We start from the raw sequence: 23,923 nt of genomic DNA, 5'->3' as shown, positions 1-23,923 counted from the left end.
GCTTCTTTCATTAAGTGATGGAAGAAGAATTATACTGATTTTTATGTAAATCGCTTCTTCTATGCTAGTGTATTTCATCATCTAATCTGATACCTTCAACTTCGTATATTCTTAGATACGGTACACTTTCATACTTGAATAACGAGGCCTTTTGTTGATACTTTTTTCTCTTTTTACATCATGGAAACCATGGTTTCCGGTTGTTGGTTTAACCATTTCTGCGTTTATTTTCAATACCACAGAATTTGCGCCCATTAGTTTGCTCACCAATATTGCCAGTGATTTGAACATCAGTGAAGCACATGCTGGAATTATGATGACCGTGTATGCGTGGGTCGTGGCAAGCCTTTCTTTGCCATTGATGCTCTTCACCAAAACAATGGAGCGTCGTCGCCTGCTTTTATGGCTCTTCATCCTCTTTATTGCCAGTCATATTCTCTCCTCTGTTGCTTGGAATTTTTGGATTTTAATGCTCTCACGCATTGGAATTGCTCTGTCACACGCCGTATTTTGGTCGATTACTGCTTCTTTAACCTATCGTTTAGCACCCGAAGGTAAAAAAACACGCGCACTTGGTATTTTAGCAACGGGCACCTCCTTAGCCATCGTTTTAGGCTTACCGCTTGGACGCATCATCGGTCAAGCACTTGGATGGCGAGCCACATTTGGCATTATCGGTTTCTTGGCATTTTTGATGCTTTTTGTTTTGATGAAAGTCTTGCCACTGCTTCCAAGCATCAATGCAGGTTCGATTAACAGCTTACCACTGCTTGCAAAACGTCCTGCACTGATGGGTATTTATGTCCTATTAGCCTTGGCCATTACCGCACACTTCACGGCTTACTCGTATATCGAACCTTTTGTGCAACAAGTTTCTTTTTTCAGTGCCGACTTTGCGACGATGATACTGTTTATCTTTGGACTGGCTGGATTTTTAGGAAGTGCTATTTTCGCGTATTTCAAAAGCAAATACCCCTTTGTTCTCATTTCAGGAGCATTGGGCGGATTAATCGTGTGCCTGCTGTTGATGCTTCCTTTAGCGCCACATATGCTCTCTTTTAGTCTGATGTGTTTTGTGTGGGGCATCACGATATGCCTTATTAGCCTTATGCTTCAAGTCACGGTCTTAGAACTTGCCCCTGATGCAACGGATGTGGCGATGTCACTTTTTTCTGGTATCTACAACATTGGTATCGGTGGAGGGGCTTTTGTAGGAAGTCTCGTTATCTTGCACCATTCTATGTCAGAGGTAGGAGTCGTGGGTGCATTTTTTGGAAGTCTTGCATTGATATTATGCATTGTGATTTGGACAAAATTTTTAAAAGCAAAACCGCACGCATAAACGGAGCTATCGACGCGCGAAATCACTTTACATGTAAAGATTTAAAGTGTTTTGTGACCACTCAAACAACTTTGTTACGCCCTTTTTCTTTGGCTTCATACAGCGCTTTGTCGGCTTTATCAAAAATTTTAATGATGCTATCGTACTTTTCAAACTGGGCGGTTCCAAAACTGGCCGTCAGTGAGACTATTTCAGGAAATTCATACGACTCTATGGCAACGCGTATTTTCTCCGCTAACACACGTGCGCCTTCAATGTCGGTATCGCGACAAATCAGTAAAAATTCTTCGCCTCCCCATCGCCCAAAAATATCAGTCTCGCGTTTGGTATATGTTACGATTCGAGCAACGCTTTTTAAAACTTCGTCGCCTCTTTTGTGCCCATAATTATCATTCACATGTTTGAAATAATCCAAATCGAACATGATGATGGAAAGTGGTAATTGGTCTCTATCAAACATCTTTTTTTCATACTCTAAAATATCATCCAGCTTTAAACGGTTATGAATACCTGTCAATTTGTCGGTATTGGAGAGAATTTCCAGTTGCGTGTTATATTTTTTCAACTGATATTGCCTCACAAGTACAATTAAAATAATAACGCCAATAATCGTCGCGACCATATAAAGATAGGTATAATCCATGCGCTCTTCATAATTGACCGATATCCATTTATTTAAGATAGCTTGGTTTTTCGTTGTATCAAGCGAGTCAATTGCTTTTTCAAAAATGGAGAGCAATAAGGGTTCATCATTGCGTGTTGCGACTCCGAGTTCCCATTTTTCATCAAATTTACCTACGATTTTCAAAGAACCGTAATACTCTTTTTGAATCTGATACGCCACCGTGGCCAGTGTCCCAATGTAGCCAAAAAGCTTTTTTTGCTCTACTTTCTTTAACCCATCCGCATCATTATCGACTTCGACCAGTTGCATATTAGGATACCGCACTCTTAAAATTTCACCGTAAGCATACCCTTTTGCAATCCCAATCGGCTTATCGACCAACGAACTTAAATCCGAATAAAACACCTTATCAAATTTCGAGACAAGCACAAGGGGTATATGCAAATAAGGATGCGTAAAATTCATATACATTCTTCGCTCTGGTGTCGGCATAGCAAGAGAAAAGATGTCACATTTTCGCTCCTTGGCATATATCATGGATTCTAACCATGTCCGCGTAGGAACCAGAACAATCGGTATGCCAATAAAATGTTCCATCTCATGAATATAATCTGCCGCAATACCGACATGCTTACCGTTTTGATTCATCTCCAGAGGCATCCAATCTGGGTCAATACACATCTTAATCGTCTGTTTTCTCGAAAGATACATCTGCTCGTCCAACGTAAATGCCAACCTCGCTTCTTTAGGTAAAATGTTTTTTGACCATTTCTCTTTTAATCTCTCTAGCTCTTCTGCCGTCACATTTTGCAATGCTTTATTGATGAGTGATTGTAACGTGGTATCGTCATGGTGCATCACGATATAGAGATTTTTATCTTTTAATTTTTGCAACTCAACTTTTGAGACGATATGTAGATTCGCAAGCATCTCTTTATTGATGATATATTGCGATGTAAAAAAGTCATCTATCCCCGCATCAATGAGTCCAAAGGCTATCGCTTCAAGCATCTCTTTGGTCGTCTCATACTCCACCACTTTAAGGGATGGGTACTCTTCTTTGAGGTATTTTGTGGTAGGCCATCCTTTACCTGCTCCGATGGTTTTGCCCTTCAAATCATCCATAGAATAGATATCTTGCCGCTTGGTTTGCGCAACAAGAGCCAAATCCATCGTGATAAATTTATCGCTGAAGAGAAAATTTTTGCGTCGCTCCGCAGAGGGGATTAAAGGCTGCGCCATAGTGATTTCATTGTTCTTGAATTTCTCGTATAAGTTGGGCCATGTATCGCTAATAAAATTCAAACGTACACCCATTTTATCCGCTAAAAGTTTCATATAATCAACCGCATACCCTTTGGCTTCACCGTTTTCATTAAAATCATACGGATACCAATCCAGCTCATTCGTAACGCTTAAAACAGGATGCTCACGGATGTATGCCTTTTCACTTTCGCTCAGCTCTATTTTTTGAATTTTCTGAGTTGTTTGCGCTTCTGTACCTAAAGGCAAATATTTACGTTTTATCTTTACATGTAAATCAGAAGGCATGGACTCTAGCATTTTATTGAACAACGAGATGAACTCAGGCCAATCCGTTGCCGTTACCATAGACTGCTCTTCCGCAGGATACTTTGGAAAATTGGACACGATGACATTTTGCAGATGATAGACCTTAACAAACAGACTCATAATCGCGATGTCACCGACAAAACCATCAACCACATTGGCATCAACCGCCTTCATCGCTTCAAGACTATTGGGATACGTAATGTACGTAATGTATGGATAATCACGCTTCAATTTTTCATTAATCACATAATGAGGAACAATCGCTATTTTTTTAGACGATGATTCAAAAAACGTATTGGGATTTGTCGTTTTATTGCTTAAAAGAGAAAAAGGAAACGCACAATACGGCTTCGTAAAAAGCATATTTTTAATACGCACGGCATCGGGAGTTGCCTTTAAAATGATGTCAATATTTTTGCGTGTTGTGATGTTTTGCAACGCTTCTGTCCATGTGCCATCACTGACATACTCTATTTTGAGATTGAACATCGAAGCGAAAAATTTGATGTACTCAACACTAATACCCGTGTATTGACCATCTTGCATGTATTGATAAGGAGGAAGGTCTTTGGTAATTCTCACCCTGAGTGTTTTGGTATGATTGAGCCAAGCTTGTTCTAAAGGTGTTATGGTGATAGAAGAGAGCGCACTCAAGCAACTTAACAATGATAAAACAATGAAAACTATCTTTGCTAGTGCTGCCATATCACACCTCATGAAACTAAAGTGTCGTACTATTTAGATTAAGGCGATTTTATGTTTGTATTACGATTTCCAAAAATAATGTATGTATCGTAGTCAATTTTTCTTTAAAACAGTTGATATTAAAAAGTTAGGCAACACCTTGCTAAAGTTAGAAGAGGAGGAGTATTTACATGTAAAGCTAAAGCGCTTTACATGTAAATGTTTCATTTAGCCTTCACGAAGGGCTTTAGCAATCAATTCTATTGGGTTTTTGAAGATGACATCCACCTTTTGACCGTGCATCGCATCGCTCAGTTGCATTCGACAGGCACTACACTCTGCACTAACATACTCTGCACCCGTTGCTTTAATCATCGCTGCCTTGGGGAGTCCTGCGGCTTTGGCAAAACGGTAATTTCCTGTTTGCATGGTAACACCACCAAATCCACAACAGCGATTTGGGTCACTCATCTCTTTCATCACATAATTTTGTGAAAGTAAGTTACGTGGTTCTTTCCAAACACCTTGCATCTTTCTGGCATGGCATGGGTCATGGTAAGTAATGGTTTCACTTCTGCGTGATTTACTGGCTAAGATTTCAGCTAAATTGGTCTTCTTCTCTAAATATTCCGTTGCCATAAAGATATGGGGTGCAATCGCTTTGGCTCTGGCTTGCCATTCAGGTTGGTCATGGAAGAAATGCACATAATCAGCTTTAATCATTGCACTACATGTCGCTTCAGGAATGATGATGGCATCCAGTTCATTGACAAAGCCTTCAATGTATTCGATATTAAACTTTGCCAAATAATCGACACTGTCAAAATCACCTGTGAAGTACTGAGGTGCACCACAGCATTTTTGCTGTTTAATCAGATACGCGTCTATTTGCAATTCTTTTAAAATTTCAAGTAACGCTTTGCCAATATCGGTGTACATGTAATTGGCTAAACAGCCGATGAAAATGCCCACTTTGCCTTTGCCACCGTTATGAATGACATCAGGGTGTGCGTTTAAAAATGTTTTTTTCTTTAAACTAGGAAAGAGTCTATCCATCTTAATGATAGGGAAGTTTCGAAGATACATCGAGCTTTGCTTTTCCACCATCTTAAACCCACAGGTTTGAAACATGTAACCAAAGCGTGCAAGCACATCCATGATGTTACGGTTGCGCAGTAAGAAGAAAGCGAGTTTTTTATACCACGCCAATCCAAATTTTTTACGAATATCATTACGCGCTTGTTCGATAAGCATATCCACAGGCAAATCATTCGGACAAACATCCACACAGTTGGTGCATAAGAAACAGCTTTCAAAGATACTTTTCGCATTTTTATCGAGTTCTAATTCACCGCGTTGGTACGCACCCAAAAGGTCTAAAAAGCCTCTAGGACTGGTAACTTCATCGCGATTGACCTCGTGAATCGTACATACAGGAATACACTTACCGCACTTAACACACGCATCGCTCGTTACATTAAATTTAAACATCTGTTACACCGTTTTACTGAAGCGTCGTAACTCTTCAGGGATTTTTTTCAAATACGCATCAAAAGGCATTACGATATTACGAATCAGCAGGGTACCTGTTGTATTCACCAAAATCTTTTTGCCCTCTTTATCAATGCTGACAAGCTCTTCTTCTACAAAAGGAGAAAGAGCCGACACGGCATCGGCAAAATAATCAAAGAAGTCGATGCCAAACTGCGTTTCAATGCCAGCGATGTTAAGCTTGAAGTTGCTCATCATTTCCATAATAACGGCTTTTCGAAGCACATCATCCGCACTTAGAGTCAAACCTCGATGTACCGGTAAAATGCCTGCGTCAATTGCTTTTTCATACTCGTCCATCTCTTTGAAGTTTTGAACATAATGCGTCAATCCTTCACCGATACTGGTTAAACCTATACCAATTAAGTCCGCACCGCCTTTGGTTGTATAGCCTTGAAAGTTACGATGCAACTCTCCTTTTTCAATCGCCAAGAACAGTTCATCATTGGGTTTGGCAAAATGGTCCATACCAATCATTTGATAGCCATTAGCCGCTAAATAATCAATGGTATAACGCATAATAGCAAGCTTGACACTTGGATGCGGCAGTGTGGTCTCATCAATTTTACGCATCGACTTTTTCATCCAAGGTACATGTGCGTAGTTAAAAACAGCCAAACGTGTCGGATCAAGTGAAACGGCTAAGCGAAGCGTTTCTTGAAAACTTTCAAAGGTTTGATACGGAAGTCCATAAATCAAATCCATGTTAATTGATTTAATCCCTGCTTCTTTGGCTATCTTAACGGCGTTACCCGTTACATCATAGGGCTGAATGCGATGAATCGCTTTTTGAACCTCATCGTTAAAATCTTGAACCCCATAACTAATGCGGTTAAACCCATTACGAGTCAGCACGTCTAACTGCTCTTTGGTTAAAAAGCGTGGGTCAATCTCGCAACTGATTTCAGCATCGTTTGCAAAATTTTTGAAGTATCGTTTAATCGCACCGATAATGCGCTCTAATTGTGTCGTATTAAAAAACGTTGGCGTACCACCGCCAAAGTGCATTTGAATGACTTCGCGTGAGGTATCAAGATGATGAGAAAGCAGTTCTAATTCTCTCTCTAAATAGTCAATATAGCGCTCTTTTTTATCTTCTTTGCTGGTGTAAACAACGTTACAACCACAAAAATAACAGGCACTTCTACAAAATGGGAGATGAAAATACAATGAAAGTTTGCGATTTTTGTCTTGCTTCGCCAAAATACTCTCATAACTCTGTGCTGTAAAACCCTCATGAAACTCAGGAGCCGTAGGATAACTCGTGTACCTAGGCCCTGGTTTTGAATACTTCGCGAACTTATCAAAATCAATCATACATTATTCCTAACGCTCAATAGCACTGATAATACTTGCCCCTTCAGGTATATAGAGATCTTTGAGGTCTAAAAAGAGATTGGGGTGCTCTTTCTTGATTTTTTTAATCAATTTATCAAAGTCGATCTCACGTTTTTTACTTTTGTTTATCTCTTCCATTGCAACGGTCCAAACATCTTGAAAATCAAGAGGTAAGTGTTGCAAAATACTTTTTTCAAGCTTGAGAAAAAGTGTCTCTTGCTCTGCTTTTTTAAAATGTTCTATCATCTTACTGAGTGTTTCAATGGAGAGTAATGCGTGCAGTTTTTGCTGTTCATCATACACTAACCATGGCTCTTTGGTATTGTCCCATGAGCCATTTTTAAGACGAAGAAGCTTAGTATTTTCTTCTTCACTTGGCACAATCTCCAAAACCGTTTGCTCTTTCTGTTTGCTTAGGTTAAGACCTTTTGAAATTTTTTCTATCATCTTAAACTCTTTTTTTCGTGTAAAATCCATTAGTTATTTCTATGCCTATCGAGCCATACCATGACTGCTTTTTGGGCATGAAGTCTATTTTCTGCCTCATCAAAAATCTCATCTGCATGTGCTTCAAAGACACTCTCACTGACTTCATAGTCTCTGTAGGCTGGTAAACAGTGCAAAAACATCGCATCTTCTTTTGCCAAAGCCATCATGGCATCATCAACCATATACCCTTGAAAATCGCTTACGCGTTTTGCTTTTTCACTCTCTTGTCCCATCGAAACCCAAGTATCCGTTGTTACCACGGTTGCGCCTGCAATAGCCTCTTTAGGGTCATTGCCAATTGTGATAACCGCACCACTCTCTTTAGCAAAGCCAAGCGCATCTTCTAAAATGTTAGCATCAACCTCATACCCTTTAGGGGTTGCAATGCGAAGTTCGAAACCAAGTTTAGATGCCATCATCAACCATGAGTGGGTCATGTTATTGCCATCTCCGACATAAGCAACGATTGGGTTTTTATCTTTTTTATATTCAACCATAGTCATATAATCTGCCATCAATTGCACTGGATGATACGAATCACTCAGACCACTAATCACAGGTACTTTAGAGTACGCCGCAAACTCTTCAAGCGTGCTTTGCGCGAACGTTCGGATCATGACCATATCCACCATACGGCTAATCACACGCGCAGTGTCTTTCATCGGCTCGCCTCGTCCTAATTGCAAATCGTTGGAAGAGAGAAATAATCCTTTGCCACCCAATTGATGCATACCCACTTCAAAGCTCACTCTGGTTCTGGTACTGCTTTTTTCAAAAATCATACCCAGTGTTTGGTCTTTTAAATAAGGCACATAATTTTTTGCTTTTGCCTCTTTTTTAATAGCAAGGGCTAGATCAATAATCTCTAAAATTTCTTGCTTGCTATAATCTTTGAGTGTTAAAAAATGTCTCATTATTTCGTTATCCCCTTTCATTTACTTTGTAGATGACTGCTTAAGCCATATACAAAGTATTTCAATACTAGTGTCGGTTTAAAATTTCAGCCACTTCTTTAGCATGGTAGCTGATGATAATATCTGCGCCTGCACGCTTGAACGCGACCATCGTTTCCATCATCACACGGTCATAATCTATCACGCCTGCTTGTGCGGCTGCTTTTAAAAGCGCATATTCACCACTCACATTATAAATACACAAAGGTGTGGTTGTTGCATTACGCACATCTCGTATAATGTCTAAATAAGCAAGTGCTGGTTTTACCATTAAAATATCGGCACCTTGTTTCTCATCTTCTACCGATTCGGCGATAGCTTCTCTGCGATTTGCTGGGTCCATTTGATACGTTTTTCGGTCACCAAAAGAAGGAGCCGATTCTGCGACATCACGGAATGGTCCATAATACGCGCTGGCAAATTTCGTTGAGTAACTCATAATCGGCAGGTTGATAAATCCTTCGCCATCAAGTGCCGCACGCAATGTCTCAATCATACCGTCCATCATGCCTGAGGGGGCTATCATATCGGCACCTGCATGCGCATGAACCAATGCTTGTTTGGCTAAAATTTCAAGCGTGGCATCGTTATCAACACTCTCATGTTCTATATCTAAAATACCGCAATGGCCGTGATCTGTAAATTCACAAAAGCAAAGGTCTGTCACAATATACATCTGCGGAAAGCTTTTTTTAATCGCGCGAATAGCACTTGCAATGATACCATGCTCACACAATGCATCGCTTCCGATACTGTCTTTTACTTCTGGAATACCAAAAAGAATAATTGAGTTCAAGCCTAAATCTTGGAGTGTTTGGCACTCTTTTAAAATTTCATCAATGCTCATTTGGTAAACACCCGGCATTGAACCAATCTCTTTTTTAATATTTTCACCATTTCTTACAAACAACGGATAGATAAAATCGTCCAAACTAAGAGTGGTTTCGCGAACCAAGGAACGAAGGGTCGCGTTCATTCTAAGTCTTCTAAATCTCTTAAACATTCTTTTGCCTTATCTTTGTTAAAATTATGTCTTCTTATAAAAAGATACGATTTTAGCATAATTGGATATAAAAAAAGATGAAAATAGAAATTTCCGAGGTTGCAAACCTCCCTTCTCGCTTTGGAACCTTCAAAATTCAATCCTTCAAAGAAGGTATCAAAGAGCATTTAGTTATCTTAAAAGAGCCCTTAGGAGAGATTCCTTTAGTTAGAATTCACAGCGAATGTTTAACCGGAGATACCATCGGTAGTCTCAAATGCGATTGCAGAGATCAGCTTGAATACGCCCTTAAAATGATTGAAAAAGAGGGAGGAATGGTGATTTATTTACGTCAAGAGGGTCGTAACATTGGACTGCTCAATAAAGTCAATGCCTATGCACTTCAAGATAAAGGCTACGATACGATTGAAGCCAATCATCAATTAGGCTTCAAAGCCGATGAGCGAACGTATGAAGTGGTTGAGTTTATTTTGAACTACTATGCCATCCCTCGCATCAAACTCTTAACCAATAATCCTCGAAAACTAGAGAGCCTCAAGGGAATCGACATTGTTGAGCGCGTGCCTGTTATCATCGAGTCCAATGTTTATAACGCAGGTTATCTAAAAACCAAAAAAGAACAAATGGGACACCTATTTTAGGAGAAATCTTATGATACGAAGTGCTACGATACAAGACTGTGACGCCATCCAAGCACTTCTCACCCAGTTGGAATATCCCAATACCGCTTCTTTTCTGGGTGAACGCATCGAGACATTACTAACCCACCCCGATGCAATGCTCTTCGTTTATGAAAAAGAAAGAAAAGTCTTAGCGCTGCTTTCTTTACATATCATTCCACAAATTGCCCTTTTGGGCGCTTTTTTGCGCATCAGTTATTTTGTTGTGGACGAATCCGCACGCAATGTGCACATTGGTGCAGAACTGGAAGCATACGCAACGCAGATTGCTAAAGAAAACAACTGTGATCGCATTGAAGTGCATTGCCATAGCAGACGCATTGATGCACATCGTTTTTATGAACGACAAGGCTATTTACAATCACCACGCTATTATGTAAAAGAGATTCAAAATGACTAAAAAGGAGTTGAGATGTTAAAAGAGTTTCGCAATTTTTTGATTAAAGGCAATGTTGTTGATATGGCGGTTGGTTTTATTTTTGGTGCGGCATTTGCGACCATCGTAAAATCCCTTGTCTCCAATGTCATTATGCCTCCGATTGGATTATTATTAGGAAATGTTGATTTTTCATCGTTGTTTATCGCACTCGATGGCAAAACCTATGCATCCTTGGCCGATTTGGAAAAAGCGGGAGCACCTGCCATTAAACTGGGTGTCTTTTTTAATGATTTAACCTCTTTTATTATTTTGGGATTTGTGATGTTTATGATGATAAAAGCGTACACGAAAATCATGCCAAAAGAGGTAGCAGCACCAACAACAAAAGCATGCCCAGAGTGTGCAATGAGCATTCCTGTTGCCGCTAAAAAATGCCCTTATTGTGGCATTGAGCAAGCATAAAGTCTTTTACATGTAAAGTCTCAAAGCTTTACATGTAATTTAAAGAATCTTCCAAACTTTATAATCAATTTTGCGAGAGTCTATCAAGCCAAACACTCGACTATCAACACTCATGGCATCTTTACCTTCGACAAAAACACCTGTTTTTTCAATGCGAGTAATCTGTTTAAGCATCATACCCACGCCCTCATAATAAAACAGAACCAAATCACCTAGCTTTAACGACAGTGGTCGAAAGGCGATTATCCAATCGCCTTCCTTTGCAAGAGGGTACATGGAATCACCCTCAACTTTAAAAATCTTCATCATAGGACAGGATACACCAACTCCTCATTCGGTAAGTAAGGCGCTTTTGCCTTTTTGGTTGCAACACCTTTAATTTCCCAGAAAATAGCCGCAAATTCATTGACAGCATCTAATAAAGCCATCGCTTTTTCACGAGAGACATGTTGTTTAGCTGCCCCACTCAAACCCATAATCGTATGTACGAGGGTATGGATATTTGGGTATTTTTCAACATGGGCAGGCTTAATAAAATCACCCCAAATTACACGGATTTCTTCTTTGCATTTCACGGCTTCGCTCTCTTTAACGGCGATATAGCGGTTTAGTGTATTAAAATATTGAGCATCATTGCTCACAGGTAAAGCTGTAATCTGATCGACCATACGAACCACACTTAGCGCTGCAATTTGAGCAACAATAGGATCATAAATACCGCAAGGAATATCACAATGCGCATGTGCTATTTCAGGGGTAAAAAACTGGGATAACTGTTTCATTTCTCCTCCTTATGATTGTTGGTTTTGTGGCTTTCATTTTACTCTTTATTATTAAACAAATATTTAACATTTTAATATACAATTAATCTTATCTTTTGATTCTAAGGAGACAACATGAAACGAAGAGACGCCTTAAAAGTTGCTGCACTTGCAGCTTTAGCTACCACTTATGCATCAGCATATGACTCAAAACTCATCGTCAATAAACAAATGGTCTCGATCAAAGATCCTGCACATCCTACAGAAGCAGAGCTCAAACACTCTCCTGAAATCACTATTGGCGCAACCGATGCAAAAGGATATGCATTAGTCGAAGTCAATATCGGACAAAAAGGGATTCTCCACCCCAGTGATGAAAAACACTGGATTTATGAAATTGAGCTTCAAGCAGATGGCAAAAAAATTGCCAGTGTTGCATTAGAGCCTGTCATTTCACGTGGTTATTTAGCGGCTAGAGTCAATGCCAAAGAAGTCAAAATGGTAACGGCTATTTCTAAATGTAATATTCACGGCGAATACACCACAACTGCCAAACTTTCTTAAATCGCATTTTATTTCAAATCAAGAGCAATGGTTGCTCTTGATTTTTTTGACCTATGTCATTGCATTTTGCCTTCTATCCTTGAGATAATATAGAAAATTACCAAAAGGGAATACAGATGCGACGAACCATTAAATTACAATTAGCTTTAGTCTCTTTTATTGTTATTACTGCGGCACTCGCTTTAGGATTTAAATCGCTTTATGATGGAAAAGAGCAACTGAATGAACTTAATCAACTCCAATCCCTGGTTCAACTCTCAACCAGTATCAGCCTTTTTGTTCATGAGACACAAAAAGAAAGAGGTGCAAGTGCTGGCTTTTTAGGCTCTTCTGGTAAAAAATTTGCCGACAAACTTCCACCGCAACGTGCATTGACTGACCAATACCAACGCGGCTATCAAAACGCACTCATTTCCCTAGAAAAAGCAAATTATTCTAAGTCCCTTCTTGATAAAATCGCAAAAATCGATACCCTATTAAAAGAATTGCCTTCCATACGTAAACGTATCGATACCTTGCAAATCAGTGTCCAAGATGAAGTGAACTATTACACACTCCTTAATAAACACCTCTTAGACATTGTGGCATCAACCGCCGTTCTTTCCTCTAACCATGAAATCGTTAAACAACTCTCAGCCTATGCCAATTTTTTAAAAGCAAAAGAGCGTTCAGGAATCGAAAGAGCCGTACTATCCAATACTTTTGCCGCAGGGAAATTTGCACCGCATATGTTTGAAAAACTTATTACACTCATATCGGAACAAAGCTCCTATATTGACTCTTTTATAGGAACAGCATCTCTTACAGCTACAAATTTATATGAAAAAACCATGCAATCTCCTATTGTTGCCGACGTAGAAAAAATGCGCAATGTTGCTATTGAAAAAGCGCAAAGCGGTGATTTTGGGGTTGATGCTACCTATTGGTTTGACACAATCACTAAAAAAATCAATCTCTTAAAAGAGGTGGATGATGCACTCTCCAAAGAGGTTTTAACAGCGTTAGACACGCTGCATCACGACACAAAATACAATATGACCCTTCACAGTGGTGGCTTATTCCTTGTAACGCTGTTTGTGATGCTTTTATTGTACGCCACGTTTAAAGATATTATTCAAACCATTCAATTATCACAAAAGAAACTAGAAACCATCGCCTCAAATCTTGATTTGACACTTTCACTCGAACTCAACCGAGACAATGAGATTTCCGACACTTTAGGACAAGTTCAAAAACTCATTCATAACTTTCGTATGGCGATTACCAAAGCCATTGATTCTTCCAATCAAAGTGTGGAAGCCAGTACCAGTTTAGGAAACGTCTCATCCAATTTAGCCCAAAACATCACCAAACAAAATCATTTTATTCATTCAATCCAACAAGAGATGGCATCACTGAAAGAGAAAGAAAATACCATGCAACAGATGTCTTCTACAACAACGCTTGACTTACAAGAAACAAAAAAAACACTCGAATCCTTTGTTGCCAATATGAGTAAAGTTGTCTCGATGATTTCACAAGGAGCACAAAAACAGCATGATTTAGGAGAGCAAGTCGATTCATTATCAAAGCAAGCGACACAAATAAAAGGTGTTCTCGAAATCATTGGTGATATTGCCGACCAAACCAACCTTTTAGCGCTCAATGCAGCCATAGAAGCAGCACGCGCGGGAGAGCATGGGCGAGGGTTTGCCGTCGTCGCCGATGAAGTACGAAAATTGGCCGAGCGGACACAAAGCTCGCTGCTTGAAATTAGTGCTATGACCAATGTGATCGTACAAACGATTCATACAGTTACAACCGAAACAGAAACAATTTCACAATCGTTTTATCATCTCTCGCAAGAAGCGACAACACTCATCGACCAATCCAATCACACGTCTAATAAACTAAGCCATACCGTAAAAATTTCCGAGCAACAAACGTCTCAACATCATATGATTGCACAAACCGTTGAGACATTTCGACAACATATTGATGAAGTAACGCTTCTTTCAGAACAAAATAATGCCTTAGGTGAAAATGTTGAAGAGATATCAAAACATCTTTCCTTTAAAGCTGAAAGTGCCAATATCGAGTTAAAACAATTTCGTATCCATTAGAAGGATGTCGGCCTAGGAAAAAAGGGGTTCTGCACATTTTATAAAAAATATTAATACATCATTAATCCCTCTTTCGATAGGATATATTCTTTATTTAGCATAGAAAAGGTCTGTAGGTATGGCAACATTTGAATTACCCTCTTCTTTTTGGCAGCAAGTGGATGTTTTTACAACACTCTTGCTACAATACAACCAAACGCACAATATCACAGGCGCAAAGACAAAAGAAGCCGTTATGAAGAATGTTGAAGATAGTATCTATCCTATCGAATATTTAGAGCTCGAACATCTTCACAATGCCATTGACGTTGGAACGGGAGCTGGGTTTCCTGGTTTTTTACTCGCATTGGCTTTACCGCATGTTCAGTTTACGTTATTTGAGCCTATTGGTAAAAAAAGTGCTTTTTTACATTTGGCAAAATCAACGTTAGGTATCAAAAATGTTACTATTAGCTCTAATAGAGTAGAAAAAGTTGCACCGTTTGATGTTGATTTAATCTGCTCACGTGCCGTGACCAATACAAAAATGCTGATAAACTTATGTAAAAAGTTTATTCATGTTCAAACCACTTTGCTTTTTTACAAAGGAGAACTTGTTGCAGAAGAGATACAAGGACTTCAAAATTGTCAAGTGTATCAAAGAGACAAACGCTATTATCTTGTTATGAAGGATATTCATGCTTATTAAATTATTGATTTTTATTGCTATTGTTTTTTTAATTTACATTTTCTTTTTTAAAACACAACGTAAAGAAGAGATATCAAAACAAAAATCACACTCCAAAAAAGTTATAGAGGGCGATACGATGGTAGAGTGCCATGCTTGTTCTACATTCGTTAGCCATGATGAAGCCATTATTAAAGATGGTCACTACTTTTGCTCAAAAGAATGCGCGAGGTTACCGTAATGATACTCATTGGTCACACATTAATCCCTAGTGAGCCTTTTTACCAAATTGAGACAAAAACCCAAATTGCACAAACACCTGCAAATGCAACCGTCAGTTTTACATTTAACGCATCGCTTGCAGAGTATTGTAAGGCACAAAATATTTCTTTTGCTTTACATGTAAAAAACATTGAAGAGCTTATTTTAGCGCATGCACTAGGCGCTTCTTATTTTTTAGTGGATAAATCGTTAGCATTGCAAGCTCAAAAAATTGCCGATGATTATCTTTTTGATGGAAAAGTATTACTAAAAAGCAATGACAATACGGAAATTGAATTTGCTGCAATTCATTCCATTGATGGCATTATTTTTGAACATGGTTTTACCTCACTTTCATAAAGAACATGAATGCATAAAAGTCATTATTTTATTTTAGCGTCCTTTGTTTCGGTTTTTTATTGGCTTTTAGATGCATACACCAATGCATCGTTGTATGATACGTCCTTTATCAATGAGGTCTTATTACAAACACCGCATAGTATTGTCTTTATGAAGTTTTTTACGGCACTGCTTCTTTTTGCACTCAGCCTTATTCCTTTAGTCTTAAAACAAAAGAGTACTGCCCATTCCGTAGAACCGCCGCTCAATGAGTTCACAGAGCTACAACGTATGGCAGATATTCTCTTTTCATCTCTTTCAACCAAAATTAATACGATTAAATCACTTGAGATATTTGAAGAGGCGTTGCATTTAGAATCAGCCATTCTCTTCATTTATGATAAAGAGACTTTCTCGTTGTACAATGAAAATGACTTTATCAAATCTGCCTTTCGTTCAAAAGAGATTACGCCGCTTCGAGCCAACCCTAATCGCAGTGAAATTGAAGAGATTGCCATCAGTTGCTATGTCGAAAAGCGCCCTGCGTCCAAAGACACTATCAAATGGGGCCATAAGCACCTAACACTCTTTAGCTTTGAACTTAAAGAAGATCGCAGTGAAAAAGCACTGGGTAGTTTAATGATCGCAACCTATGCACCGCAAACAATTGAAACACATAAAAGCTTGATTCAGCGCTATCTCCAAATGCTGACGTTTGTCCTCTCACTTGCTATCAAAAAAGAACTTTTGCAAGGGTTAAATGTTCAGTATTCAAGCGAAAGTAGCAGCTATGACAAAATATTGGATATTATGAATTATCCCAAAATGCAAGAGCACATTGAGCATGAATTCAAGCGCCATAAGCGCTACCATACGCCTTTGACATTGGTTCTTATAGAAATCAATCTGTTTAAAAATATGACCAATATCTTTCCAACCGATGTTATTACAACTCTTAAAAAAGATTTTATACAGCTCATGAAAAAAAATACGCGGGATGTTGATATTTTTGCAAAGTGGAATACGGATCAATACGCGCTTTTATTACCCAATGTCGATTTTAGAGCCGGACAAGGTGTTGCAAAAAAACTACAAGCGATTTTAGCCGAAACAAAATTCGCACGTATTGGAAATCTATCGTGTAACTTTGGCATTACATCACTTGTTCCAAAAGACACCATCGCAACATTTAGAGCACGAGCAGAAAGTGCTTTGGTTGTCGCTGCCTCACGCGAGAGTAATAATGCAATTGAAGTCAAACTTCACGCAGAGCATTAAATGACAATGCGTTTTAACGTTGGAGAGAGTTTTGTTGTGATTTCGTAGCTAATCGTTTTAAAATACTCTGCTAGCGGATTGGCATCATCAAACATACAGACTTCTTTGGCATCACCTCTTAAACAAAAGCTATCCATAGACATTCGACCTAATGTAGGTGCATTGTTTGCCATTAAAACAGACCTATAACCATCAAAGCGGAAAAATCCATCTCCATAACCAATATCATAAGTAGAAATTACTTCATCCTGAGGTGCTTCATACGTGCCGCCATATCCAACACGTTCCCCTTTTTTTAGGATACGAGTACTGAGTTTTTCAGCCCATAGAGCTAAAACCGGTTTTAAATCATACGTTGCAATGAGAGCATCGAGCGTCGTATAACCATACATCGCAATTCCTGTACGAGCAAAGTCATCATCCCCCAAAGAATCCACGCGCAAAAGACCGGCAGAATTACAGCAATGAAAATTTGCCATGGGAAGTCCATAGCTTTTAATCAGTGCTTTTATACGCTGTTTGCCACGTTCAAAATTACTTCTTTGCCAAAAAAATTCACTGTTAAACTCATCAGCACTTCTAAAATGGGTAAAAACCCCTTTTAAAACCAATCCTTTTTGTACAATCAACGCCATGGCCGCATCAATATTCTCTTCTTTAATACCGTTTCTATGCATTCCCGTATCAAGGCTCAAATGAATACGCGTACCGCTCGGAAGTGCTTCTAACGCTTCATACGAATGTGTCGCCAGTGAAATAGATGAAGGAAGATTTTCTTGCGTTGGATGATCCACTAGTACAAGGACCTCTTCAAACAAAGAAGCGATGCTTTTAGCTTCCTCTATATTTTTGACAGCGGCTCTTTGAAGCCCATATTCAGAAGCCAAACGTGCCATCGTTAGAAGGTCATGCCCATACGCATTATCTTTCAATACCGCCATTAGCTTATGTTTGCCACCTGCTTTTGCCGATAAAAGATCAAGATTATGAAAGAAATGCGCTTTATTAATTGTAATGAATGCCATGATTAAGACTTTGTATTAAGTTTACCCATCACAAACCCACGTAATTTGCGGGCTTGATAATCAAGTTTGTAAAAATGTTCGTACACGCTTTGGGCATCAAGTGTCGGATGATTGGAAAAATCAAAAGTAATCCCATGCTTGTCTTTAGGAACATTTGCATCTATAAACGCCAAAAATGCCTCTCTTGCATCGAGTAACTTTGCTAACTCTTTTTCAATCATCTCATTTTCACTCATATACGTTCCCTTATTTTTCTGCTAGAATATGCATTTTATCACCAATCATTTCAAAATAGAGTTCTTTCTCACCTTTAGATGCAAACGATGGACTTTTATATGTTTGATAAAATGAAACTTTGAAGAGTTTGCTATCGTCAGTTGAAGGATAAGGTGAAATGCTCATATTGTCAAAAATAATTGTTTTATTCTCTTTACGTGAAAAAATCTGTTTTTTCATATTTGAAAAAGCAACTTTTCCTGAACCATCGGATTTTTTAAAATCATTGGAGTAAAAATTTAAATAGGTATTAATATCGTTAATTTTCCAAGCATGTTGCCATTTATACACTTCACTTAAAATCACAGCAACGTTTTCTCTCGACATCTTAGGCACTTTTGACTCACCAATAATCGTCACCGTTTTTTGTGCATTGATCTCTGTATCAAGATTTAAAATAGCATTGTTTTCCATGACCACACACCCTTTACTCAAATCATCGCGGTCTTTTCCATCAAGTGGCATACCATGAATCCAAATCCCATCGCCACTTCGTCCTCTTAAAACATCAAATAAATTTGGGTAAGAGAGTGAAAAAGCCAATGGTCCATAAAATTGGTTGGTTGGTTTAAACCGTTTGGTAATTTCATAAACGCCCACAGGTGTTTTCAAATCACCACGTTTTACTTTGGGACCACTTTTACCCATAATCACGTCATCATGTGTTTTCACAAGCTTCAGCCCATCATCATTGACACGGAAAACTTCACAACGTTTTTTATCTTTTTCACAGACGATCACAGAATCAACATCATCGTAAAAACCATAAGAGACATCCATCCCTTTGAGTTGTTTTGCCCAATACTCTTTAGACATCATCTCTTTTTCAGTTGGAGCTTTTGTTTTAGCGGGTGCTTTAACTTTGCTTGACCTAAAAGGCTCTCTTTCTCTAGTTTCTCTCGCTTCTTTAGTCGTTTCTCTAGTTTCTTTGGCTGTTTCTTTCACAACCTCTTTAGATTCAAACTCTTTTTTGAGGAAATCCTCAACAGCATTAATACCTTTGGTTTTGTAAATACGATAGATATCTTCTGCCGTTGCAGCATATAAGGCTAAGGCAAAAACCGATAATAAGACAAGATAACGCATACATTCCTCTCAGGATAACAATTTTTGATTGCTATTTTATAAAAAAATCTCTTAAGACCTCCTCTGTTTCAAAAACAAAATTGATTTTCTTTTTTTACGTATCTTTTAAACTTCTTTCGTTATTATCAATCCTGACTTAATAACGAGGATGCAAAATGTCGTTTGAACTTATGTTAGCTTCTAGTATCGTTGCCCTACTCGTTATTGTATTGCCTACCCTTTTCTTACTCAGCCAAAAGCTAGGTCCTCGAAACCGAAAAAATAAAGCCAAAAATAGCGTCTATGAAAGCGGTATCGCCTCTCCTATTGGGACAAGTGAAAGTCGCATCAGTGCTAAGTTTTATTTGGTCGCCATTTTGTTTGTTTTATTTGACGTGGAAATTATTTTCATGTTTCCATGGGCGGTAAATGTACGCGAACTCAGCCTTTTTGGCCTTTTTGAAATGTTTACGTTTATTGCACTGCTGTTAGTAGGGCTCATCTATATTTATCGTATTAAGGCACTTTCATGGCAGTAGGTGCAGAAGCGATTTTTGGCGATAGCGCCATTACCACAACTTTAGAGAGTGCGATTCATTGGGCAAGAGAATCTTCAATGTGGCCTTATGTATTTGGAACGGCGTGTTGTGCCATTGAGTTTATGAGTGTTGCTAGCAGCAAATACGATATTGCGCGCTTTGGAGCAGAAGTCGTCCGATTTTCTCCACGCCAAGCTGATTTATTAATCGTAGCAGGCACGGTCAGTTACAAACAAGCTCCTATTTTAAAACAAATCTATGATCAAATGAGCGAACCAAAATGGGTCATTAGTGCAGGTGCGTGTGCATGCAGTGGTGGATTTTATGACAATTACACAACGCTGCAAGGTATTGATGCACTCATCCCTGTGGATGTTTATGTCGCAGGTTGCCCTCCTCGCCCTGAAGCTTTTTTAGACGCTCTTTTGGAAATTCAAAAAATTCAAGCCAATGAAAGTCTGTTGGAAGATCGTGCAAAGCGACTTTTTAAAGGATTGCTAGATGTCTAAATTCTTTAAACAGACGTTTGAAAACCAATACGAAATTGACTCTTTTGGGTCTATTATCCTTGATAAAGAGCTTATTCTCAAAGCATTACATGTATTATCACACGATGATGGATACACTTTTTTAGTCGATATGACCGCCATTGATTATTTACATGTAAAAAGCCAACGTGAACGTTTTGCCATTGTTTATCTCTTGAGAGACAAGAATTTTTCCAACCTCATCACACTCAAAACATATATCAATAGCGCGATGGCAACACAAAGTATTACACCGCTTTTTAAAAGTGCCAATTGGTCAGAGCGGGAAATTTGGGACCAATACGGCATTCATTTTATCAACCATCCCAATCTCAAACGTATTTTGAACCATAAAGAGTTCATAGGACATCCGTTGCGTAAAGATTATCCTATTACAGAGGGACAAGTCTGTCACCGCAGTGATGATTTGATGGATGAGATGACGCCGCGCCTTAAGACCAAAGGCTATACCTCGCACGAAGAACTCATGTTCCTAAATCTCGGTCCCGCGCATCCAGCAAGCCATGGAACCATTCGCACTTTTGTCGCACTGGATGGTGAGAACATCACCTGTGCCGTGAGTGAGATAGGCTATTTACACCGTGGATTTGAGAAATCCTGCGAAAATCATACCTACAATCAAATTATCCCTTATACCGATAGACTCAATTACTGTTCTGCCATTTTAAATAATATTGCTTTTGCCCATGCCGTTGAGGGTATTTTGGGTGTTGATTTGCCTGAGCGCGCTAAATTTATTCGTGTTATCATCGGAGAACTTTCACGCATCATTGACCATCTTGTCTGCTTGGCTGCTATTTTAGTCGATATGGGAGCATTAACCAATTATTGGTATTTGTACAATCCCAGAGAAAAGGTTTATGATTTACTCTCAAAACTTACAGGCGCACGTCTGACCAACTCTTACATGCGAATTGGCGGCATGAGTCATGATTTATACGATGGCTTTGCAGAAGATTTAAAAGTATGCCTTCAAGAGATTGAACACGGCGTAGGTGAGACTTTAAAGCTTATTGAGCACAACCGCATTTTTCATGATAGAACCCAAAATGTAGGAATCATCACTAAAGAAGAAGCCATTAACCGAGGGCTTAGTGGTCCAAATCTTCGTGCATGTGGTGTACCTTACGATTTACGAGTCACTGCACCTTATTATCATTACGAAACATTTGACTTTGATATGGCACTTGGGAGCGTGGGCGATGTGTATGATCGTATGATGGTTCGCTTTGAAGAGATAAGACAAAGTAAACGCATTATTGAGCAAGCAATGCTCCGACTTCCTGATGGAGCCATTTGTGTGGATAACCATGCTATTTCACTCCCGCAAAAAAAAGATGTCTATCATAATATTGAAGGATTGATGAACCAGTTTAAATTGATTTATGAAGGGGTAAAAGTTCCTCCACGAGAATATTATCGTGCGATTGAAGGAGGAAACGGTGAGCTTGGATTTTTTATTGTCAGTGATGGCAGTGGAACGCCTTATAAAGTGAAAGTTAGACCTCCTTGCTTTTACGCAATGGCAGCTTACCCTCGTATCATTGAAGGAAGTATGATTGCGGATGCTGTTTTGACCTTGGGAAGTTTAAATATCATAGCAGGAGAGTTAGATCGATGAGTCATTTTACGTTTAATAAAGAGAATGAAACCAAGTTTAATTCCCTCCTTGAACGCTACCCAAACAAAAGCTCTCTGATGCTTCCTTCCTTGTGGATGGTGCAATATCAAGAAGGCTGGATTAGTTTAGAAGCCATGCGTTTTATCGCAGAAAAATTGGAGTGTGCTCCTATGGAAGTTTACTCCGTTGCCTCTTTTTATACCATGTTCAATCTCAAACCCATTGGTCAATACCATATTCAAATTTGTCGTACACTTTCATGCATGTTGTGCGGTTCAAAATCGTTACAAGATCACTTACAAAACCGTCTTCATATCAAAGCAGGCGAAACCACAAAAGATGGTAAATTCACCCTCTCCTTGGTTGAATGCCTCGGCTCGTGTGGAACAGCGCCTTGTATGAGACTCAATGATGATTATATTGAGCATCTGAGCATTGAAAAACTCGATGAAATTTTAGATGAGCTTGAAAAATGATTGTTAAGCTTGTGAGTCGTAATTTTGACATTCCAAATTCTCATACACTAGAAGTTGCACGTACAAATGGTCGGTATGATTCCCTGCACACTCTTTTTAAAATGAGCCCTGATGAAGTCATTACGGAAGTTGAACAAAGCGGCCTTCGTGGGAAAGGGGGCGGTGGCGCACATACAGGTGAAAAATGGCGTCTTATTCCCCCTCAAAGCGATAAGCCTGTTTACCTCGTCATCAATGCAGATGAAGGAGAACCCGGAACCTTTAAAGACCGTCAAATTTTAGAGTTTGACCCTCATTTGTTGATCGAAGGCATTATCTGTGCTTCGTATGCTATTAACGCGCATCATGCTTATGTTTATATTCGAGGCGAGTATGTCTTTTGGATGAATCGTTTGCAAAATGCTCTCAATGAAGCATATGAGGCTGGCCTTTTGGGTGAGTCTATTTTAGGGCATGATTACTGTTTACATGTAACGATTCATCAAGGAGCAGGCGCTTATATATGTGGCGAAAAAACAGCTCTTTTAGAATCATTGGAAGGTAAGCGAGGGCATCCTAGATTAAAACCAAAAGGTAAAGAGCCAGAATGGTTTTTTGGAAATCCTACTGTCGTCAATAATGTCGAGACTATCGCAAGTGTGCCGTACATTATCGCAGAAGGGTATGGAGCGTATCGAATGCATGGAACACACGAATCTCCGGGAACAATGCTCTTTGGTATCAGTGGGCACGTTGAGCGCCCTGGTGTGTATGAACTTGCCTATGGAACACCAATGAAAGAGGTGATTTATAACTTATGCGGCGGCATTAAAGAGGGTAAAAAACTTAAAGCCATCATTCCCGGTGGTTCATCGGTGCAAATTTTGCGTGCCGATGAAATTGAAGACATCACACTGGATTACGAATGCCTTAAAGCGCATGGCTCTGCTTTAGGAACAGGGGGTATGATTGTTCTTGATGAAAGTGTGAGTATTCCAGAAGCCATGAAAAACCTTTTTGCCTTTTATCATCACGAATCATGCGGTCAATGCACACCATGTCGAGAAGGGACAGGCTGGGTCGATAGTATCTTAGCCAAAATATTGGAAGGCAAAGGTGTCCAAGATGATTTTCAAACGATTCTTGATGCCTGTGATATAATGAATGGTAAAACGATTTGTGTCTTTGCTCCTTCAGTCGCATTTATCGCCCAAAGCTATCTCAAAAAGTTTCCAGAAGAATTTAAAGCGTTATTGGCATAAATGTCTATTTTTTTATTAAAAGTCATTGGAGCGTGTGTGATTCCACATTATATTGGAATCACGCACAGTGTCTCTAAATCAA

General features: G+C 39.1%; 26 protein-coding genes and 1 pseudogene. 16 read left to right on the top strand and 11 right to left on the bottom strand.

What is annotated here, in order from left to right:
• The first annotated feature begins 157 nt into the window (after positions 1-157).
• Complete coding sequence (locus tag AC5SLP_RS01790; protein WP_495253864.1) at positions 158-1,342, top strand: sugar transporter; 1,185 nt, start codon at positions 158-160, stop codon at positions 1,340-1,342.
• Between the two features lie 61 nt (positions 1,343-1,403).
• Here the strand turns inward: AC5SLP_RS01790 and AC5SLP_RS01785 are convergent, their stop codons facing one another.
• From AC5SLP_RS01785 to hemB, 6 genes are all read right to left on the bottom strand, one after another.
• Entirely contained in the window at positions 1,404-4,244 is a 2,841-nt protein-coding gene (locus AC5SLP_RS01785) for a transporter substrate-binding domain-containing diguanylate cyclase (RefSeq protein ID WP_495253418.1), read from the bottom strand.
• 207 nt (positions 4,245-4,451) lie between these two features.
• Positions 4,452-5,714, bottom strand: coding sequence for a (Fe-S)-binding protein (locus AC5SLP_RS01780; RefSeq protein WP_495253417.1), 1,263 nt, complete (start codon positions 5,712-5,714; stop codon positions 4,452-4,454).
• Positions 5,715-5,717: 3 nt separating this feature from the next.
• Positions 5,718-7,091, bottom strand: a complete 1,374-nt coding sequence (hemN, locus tag AC5SLP_RS01775; protein ID WP_495253416.1) for an oxygen-independent coproporphyrinogen III oxidase — start codon at positions 7,089-7,091, stop codon at positions 5,718-5,720.
• A 9-nt stretch (positions 7,092-7,100) separates the two neighbouring features.
• Complete coding sequence (locus tag AC5SLP_RS01770; RefSeq protein ID WP_495253415.1) at positions 7,101-7,559, bottom strand: DUF2603 domain-containing protein; 459 nt, start codon at positions 7,557-7,559, stop codon at positions 7,101-7,103.
• A 29-nt stretch (positions 7,560-7,588) separates the two neighbouring features.
• Positions 7,589-8,515, bottom strand: a complete 927-nt coding sequence (gene argF, locus AC5SLP_RS01765; protein ID WP_495253414.1) for an ornithine carbamoyltransferase — start codon at positions 8,513-8,515, stop codon at positions 7,589-7,591.
• A gap of 67 nt (positions 8,516-8,582) precedes the next feature.
• Positions 8,583-9,557, bottom strand: coding sequence for a porphobilinogen synthase (gene hemB / locus AC5SLP_RS01760; protein ID WP_495253413.1), 975 nt, complete (start codon positions 9,555-9,557; stop codon positions 8,583-8,585).
• A 77-nt stretch (positions 9,558-9,634) separates the two neighbouring features.
• On the opposite strand from hemB, the gene ribA reads away from it, so the two are divergent.
• From ribA to mscL, 3 genes are read left to right on the top strand one after another with little or no spacing between them, the layout of a single operon-like run.
• A complete protein-coding gene (gene ribA, locus AC5SLP_RS01755) occupies positions 9,635-10,198 on the top strand; it encodes a GTP cyclohydrolase II (RefSeq protein ID WP_495253412.1) in 564 nt (187 codons plus the stop codon).
• A gap of 10 nt (positions 10,199-10,208) precedes the next feature.
• Positions 10,209-10,637, top strand: a complete 429-nt coding sequence (locus AC5SLP_RS01750) for a GNAT family N-acetyltransferase (RefSeq protein ID WP_495253411.1) — start codon at positions 10,209-10,211, stop codon at positions 10,635-10,637.
• 12 nt (positions 10,638-10,649) lie between these two features.
• Complete coding sequence (gene mscL / locus AC5SLP_RS01745; protein ID WP_495253410.1) at positions 10,650-11,078, top strand: large conductance mechanosensitive channel protein MscL; 429 nt, start codon at positions 10,650-10,652, stop codon at positions 11,076-11,078.
• A 39-nt stretch (positions 11,079-11,117) separates the two neighbouring features.
• Here the strand turns inward: mscL and AC5SLP_RS01740 are convergent, their stop codons facing one another.
• Positions 11,118-11,387 carry a S24/S26 family peptidase gene (locus AC5SLP_RS01740; protein ID WP_495253409.1) on the bottom strand — a complete coding sequence of 90 codons (270 nt, stop codon included), beginning with the start codon at positions 11,385-11,387 and terminating at the stop codon, positions 11,118-11,120.
• Positions 11,384-11,860, bottom strand: coding sequence for a superoxide dismutase, Ni (gene sodN / locus AC5SLP_RS01735; RefSeq protein ID WP_495253408.1), 477 nt, complete (start codon positions 11,858-11,860; stop codon positions 11,384-11,386). Before sodN ends, AC5SLP_RS01740 begins: the two co-directional genes overlap by 4 nt.
• Positions 11,861-11,974: 114 nt before the next feature.
• Here sodN and AC5SLP_RS01730 point away from each other — a divergent pair, with 114 nt between their 5' ends.
• From AC5SLP_RS01730 to AC5SLP_RS01700, 7 genes and pseudogenes are all read left to right on the top strand, one after another.
• Complete coding sequence (locus AC5SLP_RS01730; RefSeq protein ID WP_495253407.1) at positions 11,975-12,403, top strand: desulfoferrodoxin family protein; 429 nt, start codon at positions 11,975-11,977, stop codon at positions 12,401-12,403.
• A gap of 116 nt (positions 12,404-12,519) precedes the next feature.
• A pseudogene (locus AC5SLP_RS01725) lies at positions 12,520-13,383 on the top strand (nitrate- and nitrite sensing domain-containing protein); the annotation flags it as partial.
• Between the two features lie 54 nt (positions 13,384-13,437).
• Complete coding sequence (locus tag AC5SLP_RS01720; protein WP_495253863.1) at positions 13,438-14,505, top strand: methyl-accepting chemotaxis protein; 1,068 nt, start codon at positions 13,438-13,440, stop codon at positions 14,503-14,505.
• A gap of 118 nt (positions 14,506-14,623) precedes the next feature.
• Positions 14,624-15,193: a 16S rRNA (guanine(527)-N(7))-methyltransferase RsmG gene (rsmG, locus tag AC5SLP_RS01715; protein ID WP_495253406.1), complete on the top strand. Its 570-nt coding sequence runs from the start codon at positions 14,624-14,626 to the stop codon at positions 15,191-15,193.
• On the top strand, positions 15,183-15,413 hold the full coding sequence (locus AC5SLP_RS01710) for a PP0621 family protein (RefSeq protein ID WP_495253405.1): 231 nt from the start codon (positions 15,183-15,185) through the stop codon (positions 15,411-15,413). The genes rsmG and AC5SLP_RS01710 overlap by 11 nt, the downstream gene beginning before the upstream one ends.
• Entirely contained in the window at positions 15,413-15,793 is a 381-nt protein-coding gene (locus AC5SLP_RS01705; RefSeq protein WP_495253404.1) for a hypothetical protein, read from the top strand. The genes AC5SLP_RS01710 and AC5SLP_RS01705 overlap by 1 nt, the downstream gene beginning before the upstream one ends.
• A 9-nt stretch (positions 15,794-15,802) precedes the next feature.
• Positions 15,803-17,050 carry a diguanylate cyclase domain-containing protein gene (locus AC5SLP_RS01700; protein ID WP_495253403.1) on the top strand — a complete coding sequence of 416 codons (1,248 nt, stop codon included), beginning with the start codon at positions 15,803-15,805 and terminating at the stop codon, positions 17,048-17,050.
• On the opposite strand, the gene AC5SLP_RS01695 is transcribed toward AC5SLP_RS01700, so the two are convergent.
• The 3 genes from AC5SLP_RS01695 to AC5SLP_RS01685 are packed head-to-tail and all read right to left on the bottom strand — an operon-like array spanning position 17,047 to position 19,437.
• Complete coding sequence (locus AC5SLP_RS01695) at positions 17,047-18,075, bottom strand: alanine racemase (protein WP_495253402.1); 1,029 nt, start codon at positions 18,073-18,075, stop codon at positions 17,047-17,049. The two genes, AC5SLP_RS01700 and AC5SLP_RS01695, sit on opposite strands and share 4 nt — an antisense overlap.
• Before the next feature lie 2 nt (positions 18,076-18,077).
• Positions 18,078-18,311 carry a hypothetical protein gene (locus tag AC5SLP_RS01690; protein ID WP_495253401.1) on the bottom strand — a complete coding sequence of 78 codons (234 nt, stop codon included), beginning with the start codon at positions 18,309-18,311 and terminating at the stop codon, positions 18,078-18,080.
• 10 nt (positions 18,312-18,321) lie between these two features.
• Positions 18,322-19,437 carry a L,D-transpeptidase family protein gene (locus tag AC5SLP_RS01685; protein ID WP_495253400.1) on the bottom strand — a complete coding sequence of 372 codons (1,116 nt, stop codon included), beginning with the start codon at positions 19,435-19,437 and terminating at the stop codon, positions 18,322-18,324.
• 155 nt (positions 19,438-19,592) lie between these two features.
• On the opposite strand from AC5SLP_RS01685, the gene AC5SLP_RS01680 reads away from it, so the two are divergent.
• The 5 genes from AC5SLP_RS01680 to nuoF are packed head-to-tail and all read left to right on the top strand — an operon-like array spanning position 19,593 to position 23,841.
• Positions 19,593-19,955, top strand: a complete 363-nt coding sequence (locus tag AC5SLP_RS01680) for an NADH-quinone oxidoreductase subunit A (protein ID WP_495253399.1) — start codon at positions 19,593-19,595, stop codon at positions 19,953-19,955.
• Positions 19,946-20,464 (top strand): NADH-quinone oxidoreductase subunit B, encoded by a 519-nt coding sequence (locus AC5SLP_RS01675; RefSeq protein ID WP_495253398.1) that lies wholly within the window; start codon positions 19,946-19,948, stop codon positions 20,462-20,464. Before AC5SLP_RS01680 ends, AC5SLP_RS01675 begins: the two co-directional genes overlap by 10 nt.
• A complete protein-coding gene (locus AC5SLP_RS01670; RefSeq protein ID WP_495253397.1) occupies positions 20,457-22,124 on the top strand; it encodes an NADH-quinone oxidoreductase subunit D in 1,668 nt (555 codons plus the stop codon). The genes AC5SLP_RS01675 and AC5SLP_RS01670 overlap by 8 nt, the downstream gene beginning before the upstream one ends.
• On the top strand, positions 22,121-22,600 hold the full coding sequence (gene nuoE, locus AC5SLP_RS01665; protein WP_495253396.1) for an NADH-quinone oxidoreductase subunit NuoE: 480 nt from the start codon (positions 22,121-22,123) through the stop codon (positions 22,598-22,600). Before AC5SLP_RS01670 ends, nuoE begins: the two co-directional genes overlap by 4 nt.
• On the top strand, positions 22,597-23,841 hold the full coding sequence (gene nuoF, locus AC5SLP_RS01660; protein ID WP_495253395.1) for an NADH-quinone oxidoreductase subunit NuoF: 1,245 nt from the start codon (positions 22,597-22,599) through the stop codon (positions 23,839-23,841). The genes nuoE and nuoF overlap by 4 nt, the downstream gene beginning before the upstream one ends.
• Positions 23,842-23,923: the final 82 nt, after the last annotated feature.

It is taken from the genome of Sulfurospirillum sp. E15m (assembly GCF_059415145.1).
This window is presented reverse-complemented; position numbering and strand designations above follow the sequence as displayed.

Coding starts and splice junctions, on each gene's coding strand:
- AC5SLP_RS01780 (WP_495253417.1), bottom strand. CDS start 5,714: ATGTTTAAATTTAATGTAACGAGCGATGCGTGTGTTAAGTGCGGTAAG.
- ribA (WP_495253412.1), top strand. CDS start 9,635: ATGAAAATAGAAATTTCCGAGGTTGCAAACCTCCCTTCTCGCTTTGGA.
- AC5SLP_RS01675 (WP_495253398.1), top strand. CDS start 19,946: ATGGCAGTAGGTGCAGAAGCGATTTTTGGCGATAGCGCCATTACCACA.
- AC5SLP_RS01710 (WP_495253405.1), top strand. CDS start 15,183: ATGCTTATTAAATTATTGATTTTTATTGCTATTGTTTTTTTAATTTAC.
- AC5SLP_RS01785 (WP_495253418.1), bottom strand. CDS start 4,244: ATGGCAGCACTAGCAAAGATAGTTTTCATTGTTTTATCATTGTTAAGT.
- AC5SLP_RS01680 (WP_495253399.1), top strand. CDS start 19,593: ATGTCGTTTGAACTTATGTTAGCTTCTAGTATCGTTGCCCTACTCGTT.
- sodN (WP_495253408.1), bottom strand. CDS start 11,860: ATGAAACAGTTATCCCAGTTTTTTACCCCTGAAATAGCACATGCGCAT.
- nuoF (WP_495253395.1), top strand. CDS start 22,597: ATGATTGTTAAGCTTGTGAGTCGTAATTTTGACATTCCAAATTCTCAT.
- nuoE (WP_495253396.1), top strand. CDS start 22,121: ATGAGTCATTTTACGTTTAATAAAGAGAATGAAACCAAGTTTAATTCC.
- AC5SLP_RS01700 (WP_495253403.1), top strand. CDS start 15,803: ATGCATAAAAGTCATTATTTTATTTTAGCGTCCTTTGTTTCGGTTTTT.
- argF (WP_495253414.1), bottom strand. CDS start 8,515: ATGAGACATTTTTTAACACTCAAAGATTATAGCAAGCAAGAAATTTTA.
- AC5SLP_RS01750 (WP_495253411.1), top strand. CDS start 10,209: ATGATACGAAGTGCTACGATACAAGACTGTGACGCCATCCAAGCACTT.
- AC5SLP_RS01770 (WP_495253415.1), bottom strand. CDS start 7,559: ATGATAGAAAAAATTTCAAAAGGTCTTAACCTAAGCAAACAGAAAGAG.
- AC5SLP_RS01705 (WP_495253404.1), top strand. CDS start 15,413: ATGATACTCATTGGTCACACATTAATCCCTAGTGAGCCTTTTTACCAA.
- mscL (WP_495253410.1), top strand. CDS start 10,650: ATGTTAAAAGAGTTTCGCAATTTTTTGATTAAAGGCAATGTTGTTGAT.
- rsmG (WP_495253406.1), top strand. CDS start 14,624: ATGGCAACATTTGAATTACCCTCTTCTTTTTGGCAGCAAGTGGATGTT.
- AC5SLP_RS01690 (WP_495253401.1), bottom strand. CDS start 18,311: ATGAGTGAAAATGAGATGATTGAAAAAGAGTTAGCAAAGTTACTCGAT.
- AC5SLP_RS01670 (WP_495253397.1), top strand. CDS start 20,457: ATGTCTAAATTCTTTAAACAGACGTTTGAAAACCAATACGAAATTGAC.
- hemB (WP_495253413.1), bottom strand. CDS start 9,557: ATGTTTAAGAGATTTAGAAGACTTAGAATGAACGCGACCCTTCGTTCC.
- hemN (WP_495253416.1), bottom strand. CDS start 7,091: ATGATTGATTTTGATAAGTTCGCGAAGTATTCAAAACCAGGGCCTAGG.
- AC5SLP_RS01740 (WP_495253409.1), bottom strand. CDS start 11,387: ATGATGAAGATTTTTAAAGTTGAGGGTGATTCCATGTACCCTCTTGCA.
- AC5SLP_RS01730 (WP_495253407.1), top strand. CDS start 11,975: ATGAAACGAAGAGACGCCTTAAAAGTTGCTGCACTTGCAGCTTTAGCT.
- AC5SLP_RS01720 (WP_495253863.1), top strand. CDS start 13,438: ATGACCCTTCACAGTGGTGGCTTATTCCTTGTAACGCTGTTTGTGATG.
- AC5SLP_RS01685 (WP_495253400.1), bottom strand. CDS start 19,437: ATGCGTTATCTTGTCTTATTATCGGTTTTTGCCTTAGCCTTATATGCT.
- AC5SLP_RS01695 (WP_495253402.1), bottom strand. CDS start 18,075: ATGGCATTCATTACAATTAATAAAGCGCATTTCTTTCATAATCTTGAT.